This is a genomic window from Oceanobacillus halophilus (genome assembly GCF_003628505.1).
GTDB lineage: Bacteria > Bacillota > Bacilli > Bacillales > Amphibacillaceae > Oceanobacillus > Oceanobacillus halophilus.
Window position 1 is genome coordinate 529,529 of sequence record NZ_RBZP01000001.1, and the last position, 22,623, is coordinate 552,151.

The following is a 22,623-nucleotide window of genomic DNA, read 5'->3' on the forward strand; positions in this document are numbered from 1 at the left end:
GGAATTGCGCAGACTTATTGTAATAGTATACAGCCTTAAAAAAAGATCTGATTAGCATAAAGTTAATCAGATCTTTATATATATTCTATTGGACTTATTTTCGATAATCGTCCAAGAAGTCCTTTTGAAAACTGGTTTTAGGCTGTTGTTCTTGCTCTGAAGGATAAATTTGTTTAAAGGGATTCTTACCATATTTTTCTGTTAACGTATCTATGGCACCATATAATTTTTCTTTACTGGCTTCTTTCTCGTAGGAGAACAAATCCAACTGTTTCCCAATATATTGTTTATCTTCGATATCTAGAACAGTAATACCAACTAATCGAATTGGTTCCTCGTTCCAGTGCTGTTGTAATAATTCGTTTGCAATAAGAAGAATTTCTGATTTACTATCTACATAATATTGAAGCTTTTTACTGCGTGTAATGGTCTTTCTATCATGATATCGGATCATTAACTGTATACTTTTCCCTGCTGCATTTTTTCGTTTCATTCTTCTTTCTACATTATCAGCAAGATATTCCATCAGTCTCCTTATTTTATTTATATCTGTTGTATCTTCTGCAAGTGTCTGTGAGTTTCCGATACTTTTAAATTCATAGATTGCATCAGGGTCTACTGGTCGTGGATCTATTCCGTTGGCGCGATTTCTAAGACGCTCACCATTAATGCCAAATAATTGTTTTAATTGATAAACATCCGCCTTGGCTAAATCACCAATAGTTTTAACTCCTACTGCATGTAATTTTTCCGAAGTCTTTTCTCCAACACCATACATTTCTACAACCGAAAGCGGCCAAAGAGTCCTATCTAATTCCCTTTTTCTAAGAATCGTAATTCCTAGTGGTTTTTTCATATCTGATGCCATTTTTGCCAAGAACTTATTTGGTGCAATTCCAATACTGCAAGGCAAATCAAGTTCTTGTAGAATCCTTTTTTGCAGATACTCAGCAAGCTCTAAAGGTGTTCCATAATTTTTTGTTTCTGTAACATCCATATATCCTTCATCAATAGATACCGGCTGAACAAATGGAGTAACTTCTGATAATATTTTAAACATTTCTTTTGAAGCTGCACGGTAACGATCAAAATTGGGTTTCATAACGGTTAAGTTCGGACATAATTTTTTTGCTTGCCAAACATTCATAGTTGTCTTAACGCCTTTGTCTCTGGCTTCATAACTACTTGTAACAATAACCCCTCTTCGTTCTTCAGGATTTCCTGCAATTGCTAAAGGTTTGCCTTTTAATGTTGGATTATAAGCCATTTCTACTGATGCATAAAAGCAGTTCATGTCAATATGAAATATAATTCGTCTTTTATTTTGCTTTGGCAATGCCATAAAAATAACATCCTTACTCTTTATTAACTAACTCCATTATATCATATTCTCTATTTTACAAGGTGGAATTAAATCTTGACATAAAGAAAAACGTAACGGGTTCAGTTTTGGAAGAGAAAGACGCTAATAACTTTAAATACCCTTTTAAACACGGGAATAACTACAAGTGACATATAAATAACATTTAGAAATAGCTAAAATCAGACAAATGTTGTCCTATCAATAAATATAGGAGTACAAATCATTATGCGATCTGTACTCCTATTTAGTGTAATATTCATTGTTTTAGCTCCCGATACTGAACCTGTCACTTATAGATGTGTTCTCTCGTCATGTTAAGTTACTTTGCAACCTGATTGACAATAGCTACTACTAATTCTGTTATTTTCTCAAGGTTGTCAACAGAAATTTTCTCGTCTGTGGTATGAATTCCTTCATATCCAACAGCGAGATTTACGGTTGGAATTCCTAATCCGGCAATAATATTTGCATCACTGCCTCCACCGCTTTTTAGGAGTTTGCTTTCTCTGCCAATAGATTTAGCTGCTTCTCTAGCTACTTCAACAACTTCATCTCCTGCTTTTTGATTAAACCCAGGATACATTACCTTGATCTCTACGTCAGCGGAACCACCATATTCTTCTGCTGTCTTCTCAAAAGCTTCTTTCATTTTTGCAACTTGGGCTTCCATTTTTTCAGGGACTAGTGATCTGGCTTCAGCTAGAATCTCCACATGATCGACAACAATATTGGTTTGTTTTCCACCTTCAAATCTTCCAATATTTGCTGTTGTTTCTTCATCAATACGACCTAGTGGCATTTTGGAAATCGCTTTAGCTGCTAGTGTGATAGCAGATATACCCTTTTCTGGTTCTAATCCAGCGTGTGCTGTCTTGCCTTTTATAATTGCAAACACCTTAGCTTGTGTAGGAGCAGCTACAATAATGTCACCAACTTCTCCATTGCTATCAAGCGCATAGCCATACTTTGCCTTTAGCAAAGATTTATCTAATGCTTTGGCTCCTACTAGCCCGGATTCTTCCCCAACCGTGATAATGAATTGAATGTCTCCATGTTCCATATTGTTTTCTTTCATTAGGCGTAAAGATTCTAAGATAGCTGCAAGACCTGCTTTATCATCTGCTCCTAGAATGGTCGTACCATCAGAAACAATGTATCCATCCTTGATAGATGGCTTAATATTTTTTCCTGGAACGACTGTATCCATATGAGAAGTGAAATAAATCGGATCGATACCTTCTTTATTTCCCTTTAATGTACAAATTAAATTGCCTGCACCATGTCCTGTTGTATCCTTCGAGTTATCTTCATAAACTTCTACACCTAAATCAGTAAATTTTTTCGTTAATACCTCAGCTATTTTTTCTTCATTCTTCGTTTCAGAATCTACTTTAACAAGTTCAAAGAATTCATTTATTAATCGTTCTTGATTTACTGTTGTCATCTTCATAACCTCCTGCTTAATAGGTTACTACATTTTGAACTGGAAATGAAATGAAAAAGCGTCTATTAAAAAGACTAAAATAACTGTCTTTTTAATGTAAACGCTTTTTCACCTTCCATTATAAAGGAATATTTCCGTGTTTTTTATTAGGTCTTTCCTCTTGTTTATTGGAAAGCATTTCTAGGGCTTGAATTAATTTAATGCGTGTTTCTCTTGGATCAATAACATCATCAATCATTCCTAGTCCAGCTGCTACATAAGGATTTGCAAATTTTTCACGATACGTATCAATTTTCTCTTGTCTTACTTTTTCAGGGTGGTCACTTTCTGCTATTTCTTTGGCAAAGATAATATTAGCAGCACCTTCTGGCCCCATTACTGCTATTTCTGCATTCGGCCATGCATATACAAGATCTGCACCGATTGACTTACTATTCAAGGCAACATAAGCACCACCGAATGCTTTACGAGTAATCACGGTTATTTTTGGCACCGTTGCTTCTGAGTACGCAAATAATATCTTGGCTCCGTGGCGAATGATACCACCATGTTCTTGTTTTACTCCTGGAAAGAATCCAGTTACATCTTCAAAAGTAATCAATGGGATATTAAATGCATCGCAGAAACGAATGAACCGAGATGCTTTATCACTTGAGTCAATATCCAATCCACCTGCTAGATACTTAGGTTGATTACATACTAATCCAATGGTTTCTCCTTTTATACGGGCAAAACCAACAACCACATTTTTGGCAAAATCCTTATGAACTTCAAAAAAGCTATTCTGATCGACCACTTGATCAATGACTTTTTTTACGTCATAAGGGCGTACTGCATTAAATGGTACTATATCTGTTAGGTCAGGTCTGAATTCATCTTCATCCATATACGCCTTTTGAACTGAACGCTCTTTATAGTTTGCAGGCAAATAATCTACCAATTTCTTAACTAAGTCTAAAGCTTCTTCTTCTGTAGGTGTTTTAAAGTGTGCATTACCACTTTTAGAATTATGAATACTAGCTCCTCCTAAATCCTCAGAGGAAATTTTTTCACCAGTTACTGTCTCTATAACTTTTGGTCCAGTTATAAACATTTGAGAAGTTTCCTCGACCATAATAACAAAATCTGTAATCGCTGGTGAATATACTGCACCACCTGCACTTGGTCCCATAATAACTGAGATCTGCGGAATAACACCGGAGTAGATAGAATTACGATAAAAGACTTGTCCATATCCATCCAAGGAAGAAACGCCTTCTTGGATCCGTGCTCCGCCTGAATCATTTAGGCCAATAAACGGAACACCATTTTTAGCTGCTAAATCCATCACAGCTGCTATTTTTTTCCCGTGCATTTCTCCTAACGCACCACCATAAACTGTAAAATCCTGTGCGAATAGATAGATGGGTTTTCCGTTGACTTTCCCATAACCAGTAACAACGCCTTCACCCTTAGCAGAGTTATTACTCATTCCAAAATCAGAAGCCCGTGTTTCTATAAATGGATTTAATTCTACAAAAGTTCCTTCATCCAGCAAATAACTTATACGCTCTCTAGCAGTCATTTTTCCTTTGGCATGCTGTTTTTCAATACGCTCGTCTCCGCCCCCAAGTTCTACTTGTCGACGTTTGTCATACAACTCATTTATTTTATCGTAAATATCCATTATGCTTCTCCCCCTTCTTCTGGGTACTCGCATAATTCGAACAACACTCTACCAGCTGCCTTTGGATGAATAAATGCTACTTTACTATTATGTGCTCCTGGTTTTGCTTTATCGTTGATTAGTTGGATGCCACTAGTTTTTAAGTACTCTATTCTTGATTGAATATCATCCACTTCAAGAGCAACGTGGTGAATACCTTCTCCATTTTTATTAAGAAATTTTCTAATAGGAGATTCCTCATTTAGTGGCTCTAATAATTCAAATCTTGTTTCACCAATTTTAATAAATGCTACTTTAACACCTTCAGATTCAACTTCTTCTACAGCTTCTAGTGGAAGTCCTAATGAATCAGTATAAAAAGGGATCGAATGATCAATGCTTTCTACTGCGATGCCAATATGAGCAACTTTTTTTGGCGGAGTAATTGGTTCTGTTTTGGGATCAATTAATTCTTGAATGTAATTCGCAAGCAAATCGGTTGAAGAACCACTTGTGAATATTTTTTTCACCCCTTTTTCCAGTAAATATGGGATATCTTCACTTGGTATTACTCCCCCACCTACAACAGGTATATCGCTTGCATTTCTCTTTTCTAATTCTTCGATTACTTTAGGAAATAGTGTCTTATGTGCTCCAGACAAAGATGATAGTCCGATGACATCCACGTCTTCTTGAATAGCAGCTTGCGCAATTTGCAATGGAGATTGACGCAAACCTGTATAGATAACTTCCATTCCATGATCCCGTAACGCCTGAGAAATAACTAAAGCTCCTCGATCATGCCCATCGAGACCTGGTTTTGCAACCAATACACGAATTTTTTTCCCCATTATTATGTCCCCCTCTTAGACTCCAGTATATTCTCCAAATTCTTCACGCAAAACATTACAAATTTCTCCTACGGATGCATAGGCTCTTACTGCGTCAAGGATATACGGCATTAAATTAGCTTTTTCATCTTTTGCTGTTTCTTTTAATGCTGTTAATGCTTCTTTAACCTTTTCGTTATCACGTTTATTTCGAATAGCCTGCAAGGTATCAATTTGCTCTTTCTCTAAGGTTTCATCTACTCTTAGTAAATCAGGCTCTACTTCTTCCTCTAATTCGAATTTATTTAACCCGACAATAATTTCATCCTGGCTTTCAATATTTTTTTGGATTTCATAGGCATTTTGCTGGATTTCTCGCTGCATATATCCTTCTTCAACAGCCTGAACAGCACCACCTATTTCTTTTATTCTCTCTAAGTATCTGTTAACCTGAGACTCTATCTCATCTGTCAGTTTTTCTACATAATAAGACCCTGCTAACGGATCAATCGTATCAGCCACTCCGCTTTCATGAGCAATAATTTGCTGCGTTCGAAGCGCAATTCGAGCAGAATCTTCCGTTGGAAGTGATAAGGCTTCATCTCGAGAATTTGTATGTAGACTTTGTGTTCCGCCCATAACAGCAGCAAGTGCTTGTAAAGTCACCCGGACAATATTATTGTCTGGTTGCTGAGCTGTAAGTGTGGAACCTCCAGTTTGTGTGTGAAAGCGTAACTTCCAGCTTTTTGGATTATTTGCACCATAATGTTCTCTCATAATCTTTGCCCATATTCTTCTAGCTGCACGAAATTTAGCAACCTCTTCAAAAAAATTATTATGTGCATTAAAGAAAAAAGCAAGACGAGGAGCAAAGTCGTCCACTTCAAGCCCCGATTCAATGGCTGCATCAACATAAGCCATCCCATTAGCAATGGTGAACGCAGCTTCCTGAACAGCATTAGAACCCGCTTCCCTTATATGATAACCAGAGATACTTATGGTATTAAATTTCGGAACATGCTGATTACAAAATTCAAAAATATTTGTGATCAGACGCATGGAAGGCTTCGGAGGGAAAATATAGGTCCCTCTAGCAATATATTCTTTTAAGATATCATTTTGAATAGTCCCAGTTATTTTCTCAAATGGAACCCCCTGTTTTTCACCTACCGCTAAATACATACAAAGTAATACAGAAGCAGGAGCATTAATGGTCATTGAGGTGCTCACCTTATCTAGTGGTATTCCATCGAGTAAATGTTCCATATCCTGTAATGTATCAATCGCAACTCCGACCTTACCTACTTCTCCTTCAGACATAGCATCATCTGAGTCATATCCTATTTGAGTCGGCAAATCGAACGCAACAGATAATCCTGTTTGGCCTTGTTCTAATAAATATCGAAATCGTTTGTTCGTTTCTTTTGCAGACCCAAAACCGGCATACTGGCGCATCGTCCAGAAACGGCTACGGTACATAGTTGGTTGAATCCCACGTGTATATGGGTATTCACCAGGATAACCAAGAGTTTCTGATGTATCCGCTTCCTTCGATTCATACAATCTTTCCACTTCAATACCTGAAGATGTAGTAAAGGTTTGTTTTCTTTCCGGAAAGCGTTCTATTGCTTTTGAAACTGATTTCTCCCATCTTTCTTTTGCAGTTGAATCTTGTTCATACTGTTTCACTATGTAGTGCCCCCTTGTATAATAAAAATTATTATTATCTATTCTATTTTCAATCATTTTAACACCGTTGTCCATACTAAATTTATTTTTACTTGTCCTATAGTTAAATTCGCGATAAAATACAGTTAGTCAGCATATCGCTTAAAGGAGGACATATCTTGGCTACAAAAGCAAAATCACATAACACTCAACCTAGAAAAAGATCAAAACGAGAAAAAAGACAAAAGTTAGTCATTTATATCATGATTATTGCTATGTTACTATCAACAATAACTATGGGGTTAGCTTATTTTATAAACTTCTAATAGATGAAAGACTGACCTTATAAGGATTCAGTCTTTTATTTTTTTTCGCTTAATATAAGTACACTTATCAAAAATCAATTCCTATTTATAAGAACAAAGAGAGGCTGTTCTTAGGATAGAAACAGCCTCAATAAAATAGTTAATTCTTATAATTCTTCACAATGTTCATCAAACAGTTGTTGAAGTTTAGTTGTAACTTCCATTGGGCTATGTCCTTCAATGTCATGACGCTCTACCATAGTTACAATTTTTCCATCTTTTAATAGAGCAAATGATGGAGATGATGGTGGGAAACCTTCAAAATACTCACGAGCTCTGTCGGTAGCTTCTCGGTCATGCCCAGCAAAAACCGTTACTAGTTGGTCTGGACGTTTATCATAGTGAATAGCATTTGCTGCTGCAGGACGTGCAACTCCACCTGCACAACCACATGTAGAATTAATCATGACTAACGTTGTTCCTTTTTTGTTTAACGATGTATCTACTTCTTCTGGTGTTTTCAACTCTGCATAACCCGCTTCTGTTATATCCTTTCGTGCTGCATCTACAACATCTTGCATAAATAAATTAAAATCCATATATTTCCTACCCCTTTTTAATTAAAGTGTTTACATTAACTTATGATGTAAGAGTACCAACTTTCATAGGTAATTTCAATTAATATAATCTCCCTACTATCTATTTTAGAACATTTGTATAGATGTTTCGTTCATATTTTCTAGCTTTTCTTTTAAGTAAGCTAAGAATCTTCCACAAACCAAACCATCTAGCACTCTGTGGTCGAGTGATAGTGATAGGTTAACCATGTCACGTGCAGCAAACATATTATCAATTATCACTGGCCTTTTCACAATGGATTCAACTTGAAGAATTGCTGCCTGTGGATGATTAATTATTCCCATAGAATGAATAGAACCAAATGTCCCTGTGTTATTTACAGTAAACGTGCCTCCTTGCATATCTTCTGTAGTCAACTTATGGTTCTTTGCTTTTTCTGAGAGTTCATATACTTCTCGTGCAATACCCTTAATCGTTTTTTCATCCGCATTTTTGATAACAGGGACAAATAATTTATCTTCTACCGCCACTGCTATAGAAAGATTTATCGCCTTTCTTTGAATGATTTTATCGTGTTGCCATGTACTGTTTAGTTCAGGGAATTTTTTTAACGCTTGTGCAACAGCTTTTATAAAAAATGCAAAATAAGTTAAATTAAATCCTTCAGAATGAATAAATTCATTTTTCACCAGATTTCTATAGGAAACTAAATCTGTGACATCTGCTTCAACTGTCATCCATGCATGTGGAATTTCTTGCTTGGAAATAACCATGTTTTCTGCAATCGCTTTACGGACTCCGGTAACAGGTATTTCCATGTCTCCAGTATTGATTGATGTGTCTGGTGACTCATCAGAAACAGTCCGATGTGGTTTAGGATTCGATATTGATGGAGATGATTGTTGATTTGGAACATCCTTGGAAACACTTGGTTTGGATGAAATGACTCTCTCAACATCTTTCCTGGTAATTCTACCGCCTTTTCCTGTGCCATTAATCTGAGTTAACTCGATATCATTTTCTTGTGCCAGTCTTAACACAGCGGGAGAATAGCGTTTCTTCGATGTTTCGTCTGATTTATTAAAATCTGAGTTATTTCTTGGGGGTTCAATCGTAGCTTCTTTTTGATCTATACCTTTCTCCTCTGTCTCCATCGTACACATTATTTCGCCAACTGAAATGGTCTCTCCCTCTTTAGCAACCAGTTCCTTTATTATTCCGGAAAAAGAAGAAGGTACTTCAGCATTCACTTTGTCCGTTAAGACTTCTGCTATTGGATCGTACTTAGTTACTTTATCTCCTTCTTTTACTAACCAAGAACTAATTGTTCCTTCTGTGACACTTTCACCTAATTGTGGCATAGTAATATTTTCGGTACCCATTATCATCCCTCCTATTTAAAACTCTGCTAAATCACGCATTGCTTTCTCACATTTTTCCGGATTAACCATAAAATACCTTTCCATTGTTGGTGCGTAGGGCATTGCTGGTACATCAGGTCCTGCTAAACGCATAATAGGGGCATCCAAATCAAATAAACAATTTTCAGCAATGATTGCTGCTACTTCACCTATTATGCTACCTTCTTTATTATCTTCTGTAATTAATAACACTTTTCCGGTTTTACTAGCTGCTTCTATAATTGCTGCTTTATCAAGTGGGTATACTGTTCTTAAATCTAAAATGTGTGCATCTATACCTTCTTCAGCAAGTTTTTCCGCAGCTTGTAATGCAAAATGAACACACAAACCATACGTAATTACTGTAATATCTGAACCTTCTCGCTTTACATCCGCTTTTCCAATAGGTAGGACATAGTCCTCTTCTGGAACATCCTCTTTTAACAATCGGTACGCACGTTTATGTTCAAAAAACAAAACAGGATCATTGTCTCGTATTGCTGCTTTTAATAATCCTTTAACATCATATGGTGTAGATGGCATAACTATCTTTAAACCTGGTTGATTCGCAAAAACAGATTCTACAGATTGCGAATGATATAAGGCTCCATGCACTCCACCACCATACGGCGCTCGGATGGTTATCGGTACATTCCAATCATTATTCGATCGATATCTAGTCTTAGCAGCTTCTGATATAATCTGATTAACTGCTGGCATGATGAAATCGGCAAACTGCATCTCTGCTACTGGACGCATGCCATACATTGCTGCACCAATACCAACACCAGCGATAGCTGACTCAGTTAACGGAGTGTCTAATACCCGATACTCCCCAAATTCATCAAAGAGCCCTTCTGTCGCACGAAAAACCCCACCTTTTTTACCAACATCTTCTCCGAGGATGAAAACTTTTTCATCACGAAGCATTTCTTCTCTTAAAGCTGTGGTTACAGCTTGTATATAGGACATAACAGCCATGTCATTTCCCCTCCTTATTCTTCATAAACATATTTCAAAGCATCCTCTGGTTCTGCGTAAGGAGCATTCTCAGCGTAATCTGTTGCCTCATTAACAACAGAATCTAGTTCGTTATTTATCTCTATTTCCAAGTTTGAAGATAGGAGATTTTCTTCTTTTAAATAATTTCCAAATGTAACAAGAGAATCTGACTTTTTAGCTTCATCTACTTCGTGTTTTTCCCTATATCTATCATCGTCATCACTCGAATGAGCAGTTAAGCGATAAGAAACTGCTTCAATTAGGGTTCCGCCCTCTCCTTCTATCGCTCTATTTCTAGCCTCATGTACTGCTTCATAGATAGCAAGAGGATCGTTTCCATCTATCGTAACCCCAACCATTCCATAGCTTTTTGCACGAATAGAGACATTTTCACTGGCAACTTGTTTATCAAAAGGAACGGAAATAGCGTACTGATTGTTTTCAACCATCGTTATAACAGGCAGTTTATGGACCCCTGCAAAGTTCAACCCTTCATGAAAATCCCCTTGATTGGATGAACCTTCACCAAGCGTAACGAAACTAACCAAATCTTTTTTCTCTATTCTCGCTGCTAAAGCTACTCCGACTGCGTGCGGAACTTGAGTAGTGACTGGGGACGAACCAGATAAAATTCTATTTTTCTTTTGACCAAAATGTCCAGGCATTTGTCGTCCACCGGAATTTGGATCTTCCGCCTTTGCAAAAGCTGATAACATGACCTCTTTTGCCGTCATTCCGAATGAGAGAACCACACCTAAGTCCCGATAATACGGAGCTACATAATCAGTATTTCTATTTAGTGCATAGGAAGCTCCTACTTGAGCAGCTTCTTGTCCTTGACAAGAAATAACAAACGGAATTTTACCAGCTCGATTTAATAACCACATTCTTTCATCAATCTTTCGTGCCAATAACATGGTTTTATAGATATTTAAAACTTCATCATCACTTATGCCCAATTTTTTATGTCGATTTGTCATTAATAGCCCTCCTTTGTCATTTTAAGCTATTTTTTCTTCATCCCACTAGGATCCAACGAAATAATTACATTTATCCATGGATTTGAATCCCGTCTACTGCGAGAGCAGATTCACCAAGTACTTCTGATAATGTTGGGTGCGGGTGAATGGTTTGACCAATTTCCCAGGCCGTTGCGTCTAGAACCATAGCTAATCCTGCCTCTGAAATCATATCAGTAACGTGGGGACCAACCATGTGTATACCCAAGATATCTTTCGTTTTATTATCTGTAATAACTTTCACAAAACCCTCTGTTTCGCCGTATACCAATGCTTTACCAATGGCCGTAAATGGAAACCTCCCAATACGTGTATCATACCCGTGTTCTTTAGCTTGTTTTTCAGTTAAACCTACACTAGCAACCTCGGGATTCGAATACACGCACGATGGTACATGATTATAATTGATAGACGATGGACGTTCATTTGCTATATGTTCTACTGCAACAATTCCCTCATGAGATGCTACATGGGCAAGCTGCATCCCACCTACCACGTCACCTATCGCATAAATATGAGATTCATTCGTTTGAAAATGGGGATTTGTTTTAACGTAGCCATTTTCTATAGTAATTTCGGTGTTTTCGATTCCTAGATTTTCAATGTTTGCTTTACGGCCAACGGAAACAAGCATTTTTTCAGCCTTTAATCGTTTCTTTTCTTTATTTATTTCAGCTTGTATAGAAACCATTTCCGTTTTTTCTATTGTTTCGGGTAGTATTTTAGCATTCTTATAGATTTGAACACCTTTTTTCTGTAATTGCTTCTCCATTTCTTTAGCAATTTCCTCATCTTCAGTTGGCAATATCCTATCCATAAATTCCACCAAAATGACATCTACGTCAAAGTCACTAAGCATGGATGCCCATTCAATTCCGATAACCCCTGCTCCAACAATGATGATGGATTGAGGTAATTTTTCCATTAATAAAGCATGGTCTGAATTCATCACATTTATTCCATCTATTTCCAACCCTGGAAGTGTTTTTGGAGTTGATCCAGTTGCTATCACTACATACTTTGGAACAATCATTGTATTTTCATTTCCATTTTCGTATTCGATGGATATCGTTCCAGGTAAAGGAGAAAAAATACTAGGTCCTAAAATACGTCCATAACCGTTATATATATCTATTTTATTTTTTCTCATCAATCCTTGGACACCTTGATACAGTTTTTCAACAATAGAATTCTTTCTTTCTTGAACCTTCGAAAAATTCAACACAGGATTAACAGTTATAATTCCAAAGTCGTCTGCTTTTTTAGTTTGTTGATATACTTCTGCGCTTCTGAGAAGTGCTTTCGATGGTATACATCCACGGTGCAGACAAGTACCGCCTATTTTCTCTCTCTCAACGATTGCTGTTTTCAACCCCAATTGTGCTGCCCTGATTGCTGCAACATAGCCACCGGTTCCACCACCTAAAATAACTATATCGTACTCATCAGACATATGATCCACTCCTTATGCACAGGAAGCACTCTCCAAATTAAGATATTTATTTGGAAAGTACTTCACTATTATTTAGATTATTTTGTTTCCAATCTAGCGAACGATGATTTGTATCATAGTTTTTATTTCTTCCTACTTAAGATATGGTGTTCATTTCTAATAAACTGTCTTCTAGAGGCTTGAACTGATTTTATTCTCTCTTCAGCCATCCGATCTGCCGCTACATAAGTAGGGATATTTTCCTGTTTGGAAATATCAAAAACTCGTTGTAAATTATCATAAATAATTTCTACTTTTTTCATGACCCTTTCCCGGTTATACCCATTTAATTCATCTGCTACATTAATAACACCTGCAGCATTAATGATATAATCAGGAGCGTATATGATTCCCTTTTCATGAATAGTATCTCCATGTATCGCTGATTTTAACTGGTTATTCGCTGATCCCGCAATTACTTTTGCTCTAATTCGATTAATCGTTTCATCATTAATCGTAGCACCTAGTGCACAAGGTGAGTAAATATCGCACTCTGTATCATAAATATCTTCTGGTTCAACTGCCGTAGCATCAAAAGCATCTATTGCACGTTTTACTGCTTCTTTATTAATATCCGTAACAATCAACTTGGCCCCTTCTTTATGCAAGTGCTCACACAATGAATAAGCTACACTACCAACCCCTTGGACAGCTATAACTTTCCCTTCCAACGAATCATCTCCAAATGCTTCCTTTGCTGAAGCCTTCATCCCCATATAAACACCATAAGCAGTAATAGGAGAAGGGTTTCCAGATGAACCGAAAGCAGGTGAAACGCCCGTGACAAAATCTGTTTCTGTATGAATTAAATCCATGTCTTCTACAGTTGTTCCAACATCCTCAGCAGTAATGTATCGTCCATTTAAACTTTGAATATAGCGTCCAAACGCACGGAACAATTCTGGATTTTTGTCTTTTTTAGGATCGCCTATAATAACTGTTTTTCCTCCACCTAAATTAAGTCCTGCTGCTGCATTCTTATATGTCATTCCTTTTGCAAGCCTTAAAGCATCTTCTATGGCATCCTCTTCTGACTTATATGTCCACATTCTAGTACCACCTAATGCGGGTCCTAATGTTGTATCATGAATAGCGATAATAGCCTTTAAACCTGAATTTTTATCCTGACAAAAAACAACTTGCTCATAATCATATTTCTCCATCTCTACAAAAATACTCATGTTAAATCCCCCTATTCATTGTATCTTGCTGTAAATAATATTCTCCCATTATCACGTATGCAAAATTCGTGCCAAAACACCAATCATTGAAAGCGCTTTATTTATTGTGTTTTTAGTTTGCAAATTCTTGCAAACTAGCAAGATTTTGCATGCATTTCTATTCTAACTGATATTTTTCAATTTTATAATATAAATTTCTTATAGATATATTTAATGACTTTGCAGTTTTGGTTTTATTGAAGTTATTCTGCTTATAATGTCTTAAAATATATTCTTTTTCATAACGTTCCATCGCTTCCTGAAGCGGAATATTTGAATATAATTCTTTTGGATGTTTAGTGCTTGTAGAAGAACGATTGTCTAGTTCAGGAATATGTTCTTCTCTTATGATTTCCTCGTTCATATCTAAATAAATCATCGTTCTTCCAATAACGTTTTCCAATTCTCTTACATTACCTGGCCAATGATAATACTTTAGCTTCTGCAATGCTCCTTCATCAATACCTTGTACATTTCTTCCATAATCCTGATTAATCTTGTGAATGATGTGAATAATTAATTCTGGTAAATCACTAATTCTTTCTTTTAATGAAGGAATATAAATTGGTAATCTAGTTAGACGATAATACAAATCTTCTCTGAATTTTTTATTCATGATTGCTTTTTCGAGGTTGATGTTAGTAGCTGCAATTACTCGAGCATCAATTAGAATAGGTTTTGTCCCGCCTACACGTACAATTTCATGCTCCTGCAACACCCTTAATAGTTTTGCCTGCATACTTAATGACAGTTCACCAATTTCGTCTAAGAAGATACTGCCATGATTCGCTTCTTCAAACAAACCCTTTTTTCCACCAGTTCTTGCTCCTGAAAAAGCTCCTTCTTCATAACCAAACAATTCACTCTCTAATATACTCTCAGCAATAGCAGCACAATTAACACGGATAAATTTTCCTTTACTTCTGTCACTCTCATTATGAATGGCATGTGCAAAAAGTTCCTTACCTGTCCCGGAATCACCTCTAAGTAATACGGTTGCTGGAGTCTTCGCACCAACTTTGGCCTGTTCTAATGCAAGAGTCATTTCTGGAGAACTTCCAATAATATCATCAAAGGTATATTTTGCCTCCAGATTTCGAATGATTTGTCGAGCACGTTTCAATTCTGAGGTTAAAGATTTAATCTCTGTTACATCATGAAGGACTCCAACACTTCCCTTGACTTCCCCCTTTACAATTACCGGAGCAACGTTGACTACTACGTCTTTCTTCTTTGGTCCTACTTTCATACGGACCCCTCGGACTCTTTTCTTTGTTTCGAGCACTTTCATATGCATGCTTTCACCCTCAGAAATATCAGTGGTAGCTGGTTTGCCTATAACATCCTTCTCTGTTAAACCAGTGATTCGGGAGTAGGCAGGGTTAATCATTAAACCATTTCCCTTTTTATCCACAACACTTATAGCTTCATTAGATGATTTAATAATAGCCTCTAACATCGTTTTAATTTCATTTAAGTCTGTATTTTCCTCTGCTAGTTTGATAACTTCTGTAATGTCTTTGAAAACTGCAAATGCACCAATTAATTCATTTTCTCCATTGATTACAGGGATTCTTGTCGTGATAACCTGTTTTCCGTTATCTAGTTGAAACTTTTTATTTACTTCCTTTTCCTTTGATAACAGAACATTTGGAAGTCTGGTTTTATTAATTACTTTTTCGATGGATTTTCCTTCAAAGTTAATTTTGGGATAACCAATAATTTCTACGGCACTATCGTTAACAAACTGTACTATTCCATTCTTGTCAACAATAATCATTCCATCACGAATATGACTCAAAATTAATTCCTGATTTTTCGACTGTTGTCTAACCTTTTGCAACAAGGATTCCTTCTCGTTAAATAATTCTGAGATTATATAGGCTACACTTCCAGGAATTACTACAGTTTTACCCATACTTTGTTCAATGAGATTCTCCAGGACTTTTTCATCCCCAGTGGCTTCAATAATAATATCGATGTCTTTATGTATCCATTTTTCCCAATGGAAGTCTGATGGCACATGGAACTTTTTTGCTAGTTCAAAACCTGTAGCATATTTATTTTTATCAATCATAGCCACAACTTTCATGCTTTTTGTGGCATGCAATAGTTTAAAAAGTATACTTCCCCCTTTTCCTGCGCCCACTATAAGGATTCTTTTCATCCCACCCCTCCTTGCAACATCTTGCATGTTTTTATCATACGGTATTCTGCATAAATTAGCAAAGGACTTCCATACTATTTTTAATCTTTATTATATTTTTCATAAGAAAAACAATTACCTAGTTAAGATTATTGTATCCGACATAAAGATGATTTCTTCGTTTGCAAGGCTCCTCCTTCGTTTTTATAACCATTGTTTGTTATACTATTATTGAAAACGTATGGAGAGGTTACTAACATGAAAATTATTGCCTTCATTTTACTGCTGATACCTGGATTAGTTGCAGTGTTTGGGATTAAATTAATGCGCGATGCTTTATTTGCGGAGTATTATTCTTTCTTAATTAATTCTGGTATTCAATTTTCTGCAGGGCTTGTACTTTTTATTTTAGGCTTTGCTTTTATCGGTGGTTTCATTGTTTATAGAGACAGAAAAAATAAGTATCAAGCGATTCCCGATAACAAGCAAAAAGAACTTAAATCTAAAGAAAAGTTTTAGAAGATGGACAAAAATATTGCCATCTTTTTTTCTTTTTTAATAGATAAATAGAATTTTTATGTTATTATAAAAACTAATCAACCAAATCAGGGGGATAAATGAATGAAAGTAGCAAAATTCGGTGGAAGTTCAGTTGCTAATGCAACTCAAATTAAAAAAGTTGGAGAAATTATTAATAGTGATCCGGAGCGTAAATTTATTGTTGTTTCAGCTCCTGGTAAACGAAATGATAATGATTTCAAAATGACAGATATGCTTATTAATATGGGTAATGCCTATATCCAAGATGAATCATATGAAGAGTATTACTCTATTGTAATGGAACGATTTAAGGAAATAATTGAGGGTTTAGACCTCCCTTCTTCGTTAATAGCAGAGGTTGAACATACAATAAAATCTACACTTGTACAAGATGTTGATGATAATCTGAAAATGGATTCTATAAAAGCACTAGGTGAGGATAATAATGCAAAAATTATTAGTGCTTATTTAAAAGAACTAGGATTAACTGCTCATTACATAAACCCAAAAGAAGCAGGTATTCTTTTGAGTGACGAGCCCGGAAATGCGCAAATTTTACCAGAAAGCTTTGCAAAACTGTATAGTTTACGAGAAAAAGATGGAATCTTAGTTATACCTGGATTTTTTGGTTATTCAAATGATGGAAAGTTAGTAACTTTTTCCAGAGGCGGATCAGACATTACAGGTTCTATTGTGGCTGCAGGAGTCGAAGCAAGCTTATACGAAAACTTTACCGATGTTAATTCGGTTTATTCAGTCAATCCAACTATTGTGGACAATCCAAAAGAAATCACTGTACTAACTTATAAAGAAATGCGTGAATTGTCCTATGCTGGCTTTTCGGTATTTCACGATGAAGCATTAATTCCAGCTATTAAAGCTAAAATACCAGTGTGTATAAAAAATACGAACAACCCAGAAGCAAAAGGTACTTTAATCCTTGCAGAAAGAGAATTAAATGGCCAGTGTGTATCAGGTATTGCTAGTGATACAGGTTTCTGCAGTTTATATGTTAGCAAATACTTAATGAACCGAGAAGTTGGTTTTGGACGAAAGTTATTAAACATTTTAGAGGACGAAGGAATCTCATTTGAGCATGCACCATCTGGGATTGATGACATGTCAGTAATTATTAGGGAATCACAATTCACTCCAGAAACGGAAGAAACCGTTATTATGCGAATTAATGAGGAATTACATCCTGACACTGTAAGTCTGCAGAGAGGAATAGCCGTTATCATGGTTGTTGGTGAAGGCCTTGTTAATACTATTGGAGTTGCACAACAAGCAACATCTGCATTTGCAAAAGCAAATGTGAATATTGAAATGATCAACCAAGGCTCTTCAGAGGTGTCCATGATGTTTGGAGTTCAAGCTATCGATATGGACAAAGCCATTCGCTCTTTATATAATGCGTTTTTTGATTGAAAATAATGCATGCAATTTGATTAGAATTTACATTAGCTAAACCAAATTTCATTTATGTATGCTATTAATTAATCAGATTATTGTAAGTAACAAAAAATATTACTGTACGAATCATGTACAGTAATATTTTTATTTTAACTAGCTTTATGTTCCAAACGCAGTCGATCTGCGACCATTGCAATAAATTCGGAATTTGTTGGTTTTGCTTTTGAAATATTAATGGTATAACCAAATAATTGTGAGATTGATTCTATATTCCCCCTGCTCCAAGCAACCTCAATAGCATGCCTAATCGCACGCTCTACTCTTGATGATGTGGTATTAAACTTCTTAGCAATAGCAGGATATAGTACCTTTGTTATAGAACCCAAAAGTTCTATATCATTATTAAACCATTGTAATGGCTTCTCTTAGATACATATAACCCTTAATATGTGCTGGCACACCAATTTCGTGGATGATGTTTGTAATGCTTGCCTCTAAATCCTGCTTTTTCTCTTTCTTATTAACCTTTTTCACACTTGAATGGATAACTTGAGTACCCTGTACTTGCCTAATCTGATCTGCCAGGTGATCTAAATCAAATGGTTTAAGTATAAAATAAGAAGCACCTAAATCTACAGCTTTTTTCATCACTTCTTCCTGACCGAAAGCAGTAAGCATAATTACGTTTGTATCAATTTCATTCTCTCTGATTGTATTTAAGACAGCTAATCCATCTATATGAGGCATGATGATATCCAAAACCAACACATCCGGCTGTAATTCGTCTAACATTGTTAAACAATCTCTGCCATTAAATGCAGTACCTATCACATCAATATCATCTTGATCTTCGAAATAATCTTCCATCATTTGAACTAATTCCTTGTTGTCATCGACTAATCCAACTGTAATTTTCTTCAAATAAAGCTCCTCCTTTAATACTTCTGTTGCAATTACATATCCTCTTTAAAAGATATTCTACAAAAAGACTAAATATCCTTTTTTTTATTTAAAAAGATTCAGTTTTTTTATAATATCTTATCTTTTCTTTAATTTCCTTTAATTTTCGACTGAATAAGACAACCATACTGATGTATTTGTCGAAAAATATTTATAGCAAATATTTTATATATGATTAAATTATTAGTATAAGAAGCATTATGTATAGATTACGAAATACTTTAATTGAGTATTGTGCGAAACATATCGTTCCGGCTCGCTCATACTCGAAAATAAAAAGTGATTCGCGTGCAATGTTTTATCACGCGAATCACTTTTTTAACTGGCTTCTTTTTGGTTTTCATAAACATCTATACCTGCATCTTGTAACATCCATTCAATATGGACACCATAACCACTGGTTGGGTCATTAACAAAGACATGAGTTACTGCACCAATTACTTTTCCATCCTGTATGATAGGACTTCCACTCATTCCTTGGACAATTCCGCCTGTTTTGTCTAATAATTCTTCATCCGTAATTTGTATAACCATTCCTTTTGTGGCTGGGAATTTTTGAGGTACACTGCTTATAATTTCAACGTCATATTCTTGTACTGCTTCTCCTTCGACTACTGTTAAAATTTTAGCAGGACCTTCTTTTACTTCGTGTGATAATGCAATCGGCATTGGTTTATCATATTTTCCATTCGTTATAGATTTATCCAATTTCCCAAAGATTCCAAAAGGACTATTTTTGGTTATATTTCCTATTTTATTTTCTTCTACCGAGAATTTTGCTTGCTTTTCACCAGGAATTCCATTATTTCCTTTTTCTATAGAAGTAACAGATGAGCGAACAATAGTTCCTTCGTTGATTTCTACTGGTTTCTTCGTGTCCATATCTGAAATCACATGGCCTAATGCTCCATATCTCTTGGACTCAGGCTCATGAAATGTCATGGTTCCAATTCCAGCGGCAGAATCTCTAATATATAATCCGATTTTATACTCTTTTTCCTTATCATCGAGTATAGGTTCAAGAGTAGTTTCAATCATCTCGTTGCCTCTCTTTAGTGTTATATTGAGATCTTCGTTATTTTCTCCCGCTTTCACAACATAATCTTTAATTTCGTTCATTTTCTTAATCGATTTTCCATTAATCTTTACAATAACGTCTCCAACTTTAATTTCAGCTGTTTCACCTGGTGAAATGGTACCATCTGGGGTTTGTACTAGATGATGACCAACTACAAGTACACCAAGTGTTTGTAATTGAACTCCAATAGATTGCCCTCCAGGAATCACTTTAAGATCCTCGAGTACAGAAAGGTTTACTTTTTTTATTGGAAACCCACTTACTTCATATACTAATTCACTAGTACCAGGTTTAGTTGCGTGAAATACCGACGTATCAATTGCCTGAACAAATTCATTCGTGGTATCAACAGTTACATGTTCACCTAAATGAGGCACCTCAATGGGGGCATTTGTACTTGTTGTTACAATTTGATTAGGAATCGAGAAATAATTATTAATTGGGGTTAATAAAGGAACTGCAATTACTGCAATAAGGAGCATAGCACCTATCCACTGTCTTAATGTATTCAGTTGCGGCTTTTTCAAATAGTTCACTCTCCTTGTGACTAACCCACACCATTATCTATCTGTACTTCTAATTTGACCTTTCTAAAGAGGTTTTAAACTGGAGAAAGATAAGAAAAGATGTCTATCTTTTCCTGTTAAAAATCATCGTTTGTATGAATAATTACTATTCCTACGCGGAATGTTAATTTCAACCATGTTTTAATATGTTATATAAGGGGTTTATTGTTAAAAACTAACTTAAAACATAAAAAAAAGCCAGATAGCTTAGTTTCTGACTTTTTTTATAAAATATTCAACTGACATGCATTTTAAATGATGATGCCATATCTAATAATTCTTTTGCGTGCTCAATTGCTGTATCTGTAAGCTTGGAACCAGTAATCATTCGACTTAGTTCCTCAATTTGTTCATCTATAGTCAATTCTTTAACTTTTGATTCAGTCCTGTCTTCACGTTGTTCTTTTTGAATGAATTTATGTGTATCTGCCATTGCAGCTACCTGTGGCAAATGTGTAATACAAAGAACTTGCGAGTTATGAGAAATTTGATGAATTTTTTCTGCAATTGCCTGAGCTACTCTACCGCTAACCCCGGTATCTACTTCATCAAATATGACACTGGTCACGCCTTGATGTTTAGCAAAAATCTTTTTCAAGACAAGCATTACTCTTGACAATTCTCCTCCAGAAGCAACTTTATGTAATACCTTTAGTGGCTCACCAGGATTCGTTGAGATTAAAAATTGAACGTGATCAAATCCATTCTTATGCAATTTAGGTTCATGGTTATCGTTATTCTCCAACTCAAAGGATATAGAAAAGTTTGCTTTCTCTAAATATAAATCCTTAAATTCACTAATTACTGCTTTCGTTAACTTTTCGGCAGAATTTTTTCTAATGTCGTGTAACTGCTGTGCTTCAAGTAAAGCATCTTTTTCAATTTCTTCTATTTGCTCTACTAATGAAGTGAGATGTGTATCTTTATTTGTAATTTCTTCGATTTCTTCTTCAACCTTTGCGGCATACTCCAATATATCATTAACTGTTGGACCATATTTCTTTTTTAATCGATTAATTTCATTTAGTCTATCTTCAATTTCGTTTAATCGTTCTGGATTATATTGGAGGCTTTCTACTTGGTTTCTTATGTTGTATGTTAAATCTTCCAAACTGTAGTAATGATTAGCTAGTTCCTCTGATTTTTTTTCAAGAAATGAGTCAACTTCCGTATTTTCTTCCATAGATAACATTGCTTTATTTAACCATTCGAGTCCTTTATTTTCACCGTAAAGGGCGTTATAGGCATCCGTTAAAGATGTATATATTCGCTCATAATTAGCTAGAGATTTTCTCTCCTCTTCCAATAGTTCATCTTCAGCTGGTGATAAGTTCGCCTGTTCAATTTCATTTTTTTGAAACTCCAACAAATCTAAACGATGGGCCATCTCTTGTTCATTCTCGTTAAGCTGTTTATACCTTTTCTTTAGAGTAGTTAATCTTTCATATAGATATGTATATTCTTCTTTTGCCTTAACCAATTTATGCGGTTCATACATATCAAGAAATTCTAAGTGATTTTCAGGGTTCATTAATACCTGAGTTTCATGCTGACTATGTATATCAATTAAGGTCTTCCCAAACTCCCTTAAAATGGCTAAAGTGACTAACTTACTGTTCACTCTACATATACTTTTTCCTGAAGACGTAATCGTTCTTTCAAGAACAACTTGTCCATCTTGTATGTCGACGCCAAACTGCTTTGCAACCTTGTAAATCGTGTGATTATGGCTGTCAATAGTAAATAATCCTTCTATCTCAGATTTTTTCGTTCCATGACGAACGAATTCTTTAGATCCTCTGCCACCTGCCAATAATTGAATTGCATCAATGATAATCGATTTACCAGCACCGGTTTCACCTGTAAGCACAGTTAACCCATCGTTAAACGTAATGGCTAGTTCATTAATAATAGCAAAATCGCGAATTGATAACTCTGTTAACACGATAAATC

17 protein-coding genes and 1 pseudogene are annotated in these 22,623 nt (G+C 35.7%); 3 read left to right on the forward strand and 15 right to left on the reverse strand.

The window, feature by feature from the left end; genetic code table 11:
• Positions 1 to 94: 94 nt before the first annotated feature.
• The 5 genes from D8M06_RS02705 to D8M06_RS02725 form a co-directional block, all read right to left on the reverse strand.
• Complete coding sequence (locus tag D8M06_RS02705; RefSeq protein WP_121202805.1) at positions 95 to 1,342, reverse strand: DNA polymerase IV; 1,248 nt, start codon at positions 1,340 to 1,342, stop codon at positions 95 to 97.
• 340 nt (positions 1,343 to 1,682) lie between these two features.
• Positions 1,683 to 2,807, reverse strand: coding sequence for a M20/M25/M40 family metallo-hydrolase (locus tag D8M06_RS02710; RefSeq protein ID WP_121202806.1), 1,125 nt, complete (start codon positions 2,805 to 2,807; stop codon positions 1,683 to 1,685).
• A 118-nt stretch (positions 2,808 to 2,925) separates the two neighbouring features.
• Complete coding sequence (locus tag D8M06_RS02715; protein ID WP_121202807.1) at positions 2,926 to 4,473, reverse strand: acyl-CoA carboxylase subunit beta; 1,548 nt, start codon at positions 4,471 to 4,473, stop codon at positions 2,926 to 2,928.
• Entirely contained in the window at positions 4,473 to 5,303 is an 831-nt protein-coding gene (mce, locus tag D8M06_RS02720; protein WP_121202808.1) for a methylmalonyl-CoA epimerase, read from the reverse strand. Before mce ends, D8M06_RS02715 begins: the two co-directional genes overlap by 1 nt.
• 15 nt (positions 5,304 to 5,318) lie before the next feature.
• Positions 5,319 to 6,971 (reverse strand): acyl-CoA mutase large subunit family protein, encoded by a 1,653-nt coding sequence (locus D8M06_RS02725; RefSeq protein WP_241558789.1) that lies wholly within the window; start codon positions 6,969 to 6,971, stop codon positions 5,319 to 5,321.
• A gap of 158 nt (positions 6,972 to 7,129) precedes the next feature.
• Between D8M06_RS02725 and prli42 the strand changes: the two genes are divergently transcribed.
• The gene (prli42, locus tag D8M06_RS19790) at positions 7,130 to 7,276 is read left to right on the forward strand and encodes a stressosome-associated protein Prli42 (protein WP_158591721.1); all 147 of its coding nucleotides are present in this window, start codon (positions 7,130 to 7,132) and stop codon (positions 7,274 to 7,276) included.
• A gap of 146 nt (positions 7,277 to 7,422) precedes the next feature.
• On the opposite strand, the gene D8M06_RS02730 is transcribed toward prli42, so the two are convergent.
• The 7 genes from D8M06_RS02730 to D8M06_RS02760 all read right to left on the reverse strand — a co-directional run bounded on the left by D8M06_RS02730 (position 7,423) and on the right by D8M06_RS02760 (position 16,134).
• Positions 7,423 to 7,854 carry a BrxA/BrxB family bacilliredoxin gene (locus D8M06_RS02730; protein WP_121202810.1) on the reverse strand — a complete coding sequence of 144 codons (432 nt, stop codon included), beginning with the start codon at positions 7,852 to 7,854 and terminating at the stop codon, positions 7,423 to 7,425.
• Positions 7,855 to 7,959: 105 nt separating this feature from the next.
• Positions 7,960 to 9,216, reverse strand: coding sequence for a dihydrolipoamide acetyltransferase family protein (locus tag D8M06_RS02735; protein ID WP_121202811.1), 1,257 nt, complete (start codon positions 9,214 to 9,216; stop codon positions 7,960 to 7,962).
• 15 nt (positions 9,217 to 9,231) lie between these two features.
• Positions 9,232 to 10,215, reverse strand: coding sequence for an alpha-ketoacid dehydrogenase subunit beta (locus D8M06_RS02740; protein ID WP_121202812.1), 984 nt, complete (start codon positions 10,213 to 10,215; stop codon positions 9,232 to 9,234).
• Positions 10,216 to 10,229: 14 nt separating this feature from the next.
• Positions 10,230 to 11,216, reverse strand: coding sequence for a thiamine pyrophosphate-dependent dehydrogenase E1 component subunit alpha (locus D8M06_RS02745; protein ID WP_121202813.1), 987 nt, complete (start codon positions 11,214 to 11,216; stop codon positions 10,230 to 10,232).
• A 70-nt stretch (positions 11,217 to 11,286) separates the two neighbouring features.
• The gene (gene lpdA, locus D8M06_RS02750; protein ID WP_121202814.1) at positions 11,287 to 12,708 is read right to left on the reverse strand and encodes a dihydrolipoyl dehydrogenase; all 1,422 of its coding nucleotides are present in this window, start codon (positions 12,706 to 12,708) and stop codon (positions 11,287 to 11,289) included.
• 122 nt (positions 12,709 to 12,830) lie between these two features.
• Positions 12,831 to 13,928: a Leu/Phe/Val dehydrogenase gene (locus tag D8M06_RS02755; RefSeq protein WP_121202815.1), complete on the reverse strand. Its 1,098-nt coding sequence runs from the start codon at positions 13,926 to 13,928 to the stop codon at positions 12,831 to 12,833.
• Between the two features lie 157 nt (positions 13,929 to 14,085).
• Positions 14,086 to 16,134, reverse strand: a complete 2,049-nt coding sequence (locus D8M06_RS02760) for a sigma-54 interaction domain-containing protein (protein WP_121202816.1) — start codon at positions 16,132 to 16,134, stop codon at positions 14,086 to 14,088.
• A gap of 237 nt (positions 16,135 to 16,371) precedes the next feature.
• Here D8M06_RS02760 and D8M06_RS02765 point away from each other — a divergent pair, with 237 nt between their 5' ends.
• Both D8M06_RS02765 and D8M06_RS02770 read left to right on the forward strand, forming a co-directional pair.
• Complete coding sequence (locus D8M06_RS02765; protein WP_121202817.1) at positions 16,372 to 16,632, forward strand: DUF2627 domain-containing protein; 261 nt, start codon at positions 16,372 to 16,374, stop codon at positions 16,630 to 16,632.
• Positions 16,633 to 16,734: 102 nt separating this feature from the next.
• Positions 16,735 to 18,081, forward strand: a complete 1,347-nt coding sequence (locus D8M06_RS02770; RefSeq protein ID WP_121202818.1) for an aspartate kinase — start codon at positions 16,735 to 16,737, stop codon at positions 18,079 to 18,081.
• 134 nt (positions 18,082 to 18,215) lie between these two features.
• Here D8M06_RS02770 and spo0A read toward each other — a convergent pair.
• The 3 genes and pseudogenes from spo0A to recN form a co-directional block, all read right to left on the reverse strand.
• A pseudogene (spo0A, locus tag D8M06_RS02775) lies at positions 18,216 to 18,987 on the reverse strand (sporulation transcription factor Spo0A).
• 357 nt (positions 18,988 to 19,344) lie between these two features.
• Complete coding sequence (gene spoIVB / locus D8M06_RS02780; protein WP_277749461.1) at positions 19,345 to 20,631, reverse strand: SpoIVB peptidase; 1,287 nt, start codon at positions 20,629 to 20,631, stop codon at positions 19,345 to 19,347.
• Between the two features lie 274 nt (positions 20,632 to 20,905).
• Entirely contained in the window at positions 20,906 to 22,615 is a 1,710-nt protein-coding gene (recN, locus tag D8M06_RS02785; protein WP_121202819.1) for a DNA repair protein RecN, read from the reverse strand.
• Positions 22,616 to 22,623: the final 8 nt, after the last annotated feature.

Bases quoted from the DNA above. Each gene is read 5' to 3' on its own strand.
- mce (WP_121202808.1), bottom strand. From the start codon at position 5,303: ATGGGGAAAAAAATTCGTGTATTGGTTGCAAAACCAGGTCTCGATGGG.
- D8M06_RS02760 (WP_121202816.1), bottom strand. From the start codon at position 16,134: ATGAAAAGAATCCTTATAGTGGGCGCAGGAAAAGGGGGAAGTATACTT.
- D8M06_RS02745 (WP_121202813.1), bottom strand. From the start codon at position 11,216: ATGACAAATCGACATAAAAAATTGGGCATAAGTGATGATGAAGTTTTA.
- D8M06_RS02770 (WP_121202818.1), top strand. From the start codon at position 16,735: ATGAAAGTAGCAAAATTCGGTGGAAGTTCAGTTGCTAATGCAACTCAA.
- D8M06_RS02705 (WP_121202805.1), bottom strand. From the start codon at position 1,342: ATGGCATTGCCAAAGCAAAATAAAAGACGAATTATATTTCATATTGAC.
- D8M06_RS02730 (WP_121202810.1), bottom strand. From the start codon at position 7,854: ATGGATTTTAATTTATTTATGCAAGATGTTGTAGATGCAGCACGAAAG.
- D8M06_RS02740 (WP_121202812.1), bottom strand. From the start codon at position 10,215: ATGGCTGTTATGTCCTATATACAAGCTGTAACCACAGCTTTAAGAGAA.
- D8M06_RS02715 (WP_121202807.1), bottom strand. From the start codon at position 4,473: ATGGATATTTACGATAAAATAAATGAGTTGTATGACAAACGTCGACAA.
- D8M06_RS02755 (WP_121202815.1), bottom strand. From the start codon at position 13,928: ATGAGTATTTTTGTAGAGATGGAGAAATATGATTATGAGCAAGTTGTT.
- lpdA (WP_121202814.1), bottom strand. From the start codon at position 12,708: ATGTCTGATGAGTACGATATAGTTATTTTAGGTGGTGGAACCGGTGGC.
- D8M06_RS02765 (WP_121202817.1), top strand. From the start codon at position 16,372: ATGAAAATTATTGCCTTCATTTTACTGCTGATACCTGGATTAGTTGCA.
- D8M06_RS02710 (WP_121202806.1), bottom strand. From the start codon at position 2,807: ATGACAACAGTAAATCAAGAACGATTAATAAATGAATTCTTTGAACTT.
- D8M06_RS02735 (WP_121202811.1), bottom strand. From the start codon at position 9,216: ATGGGTACCGAAAATATTACTATGCCACAATTAGGTGAAAGTGTCACA.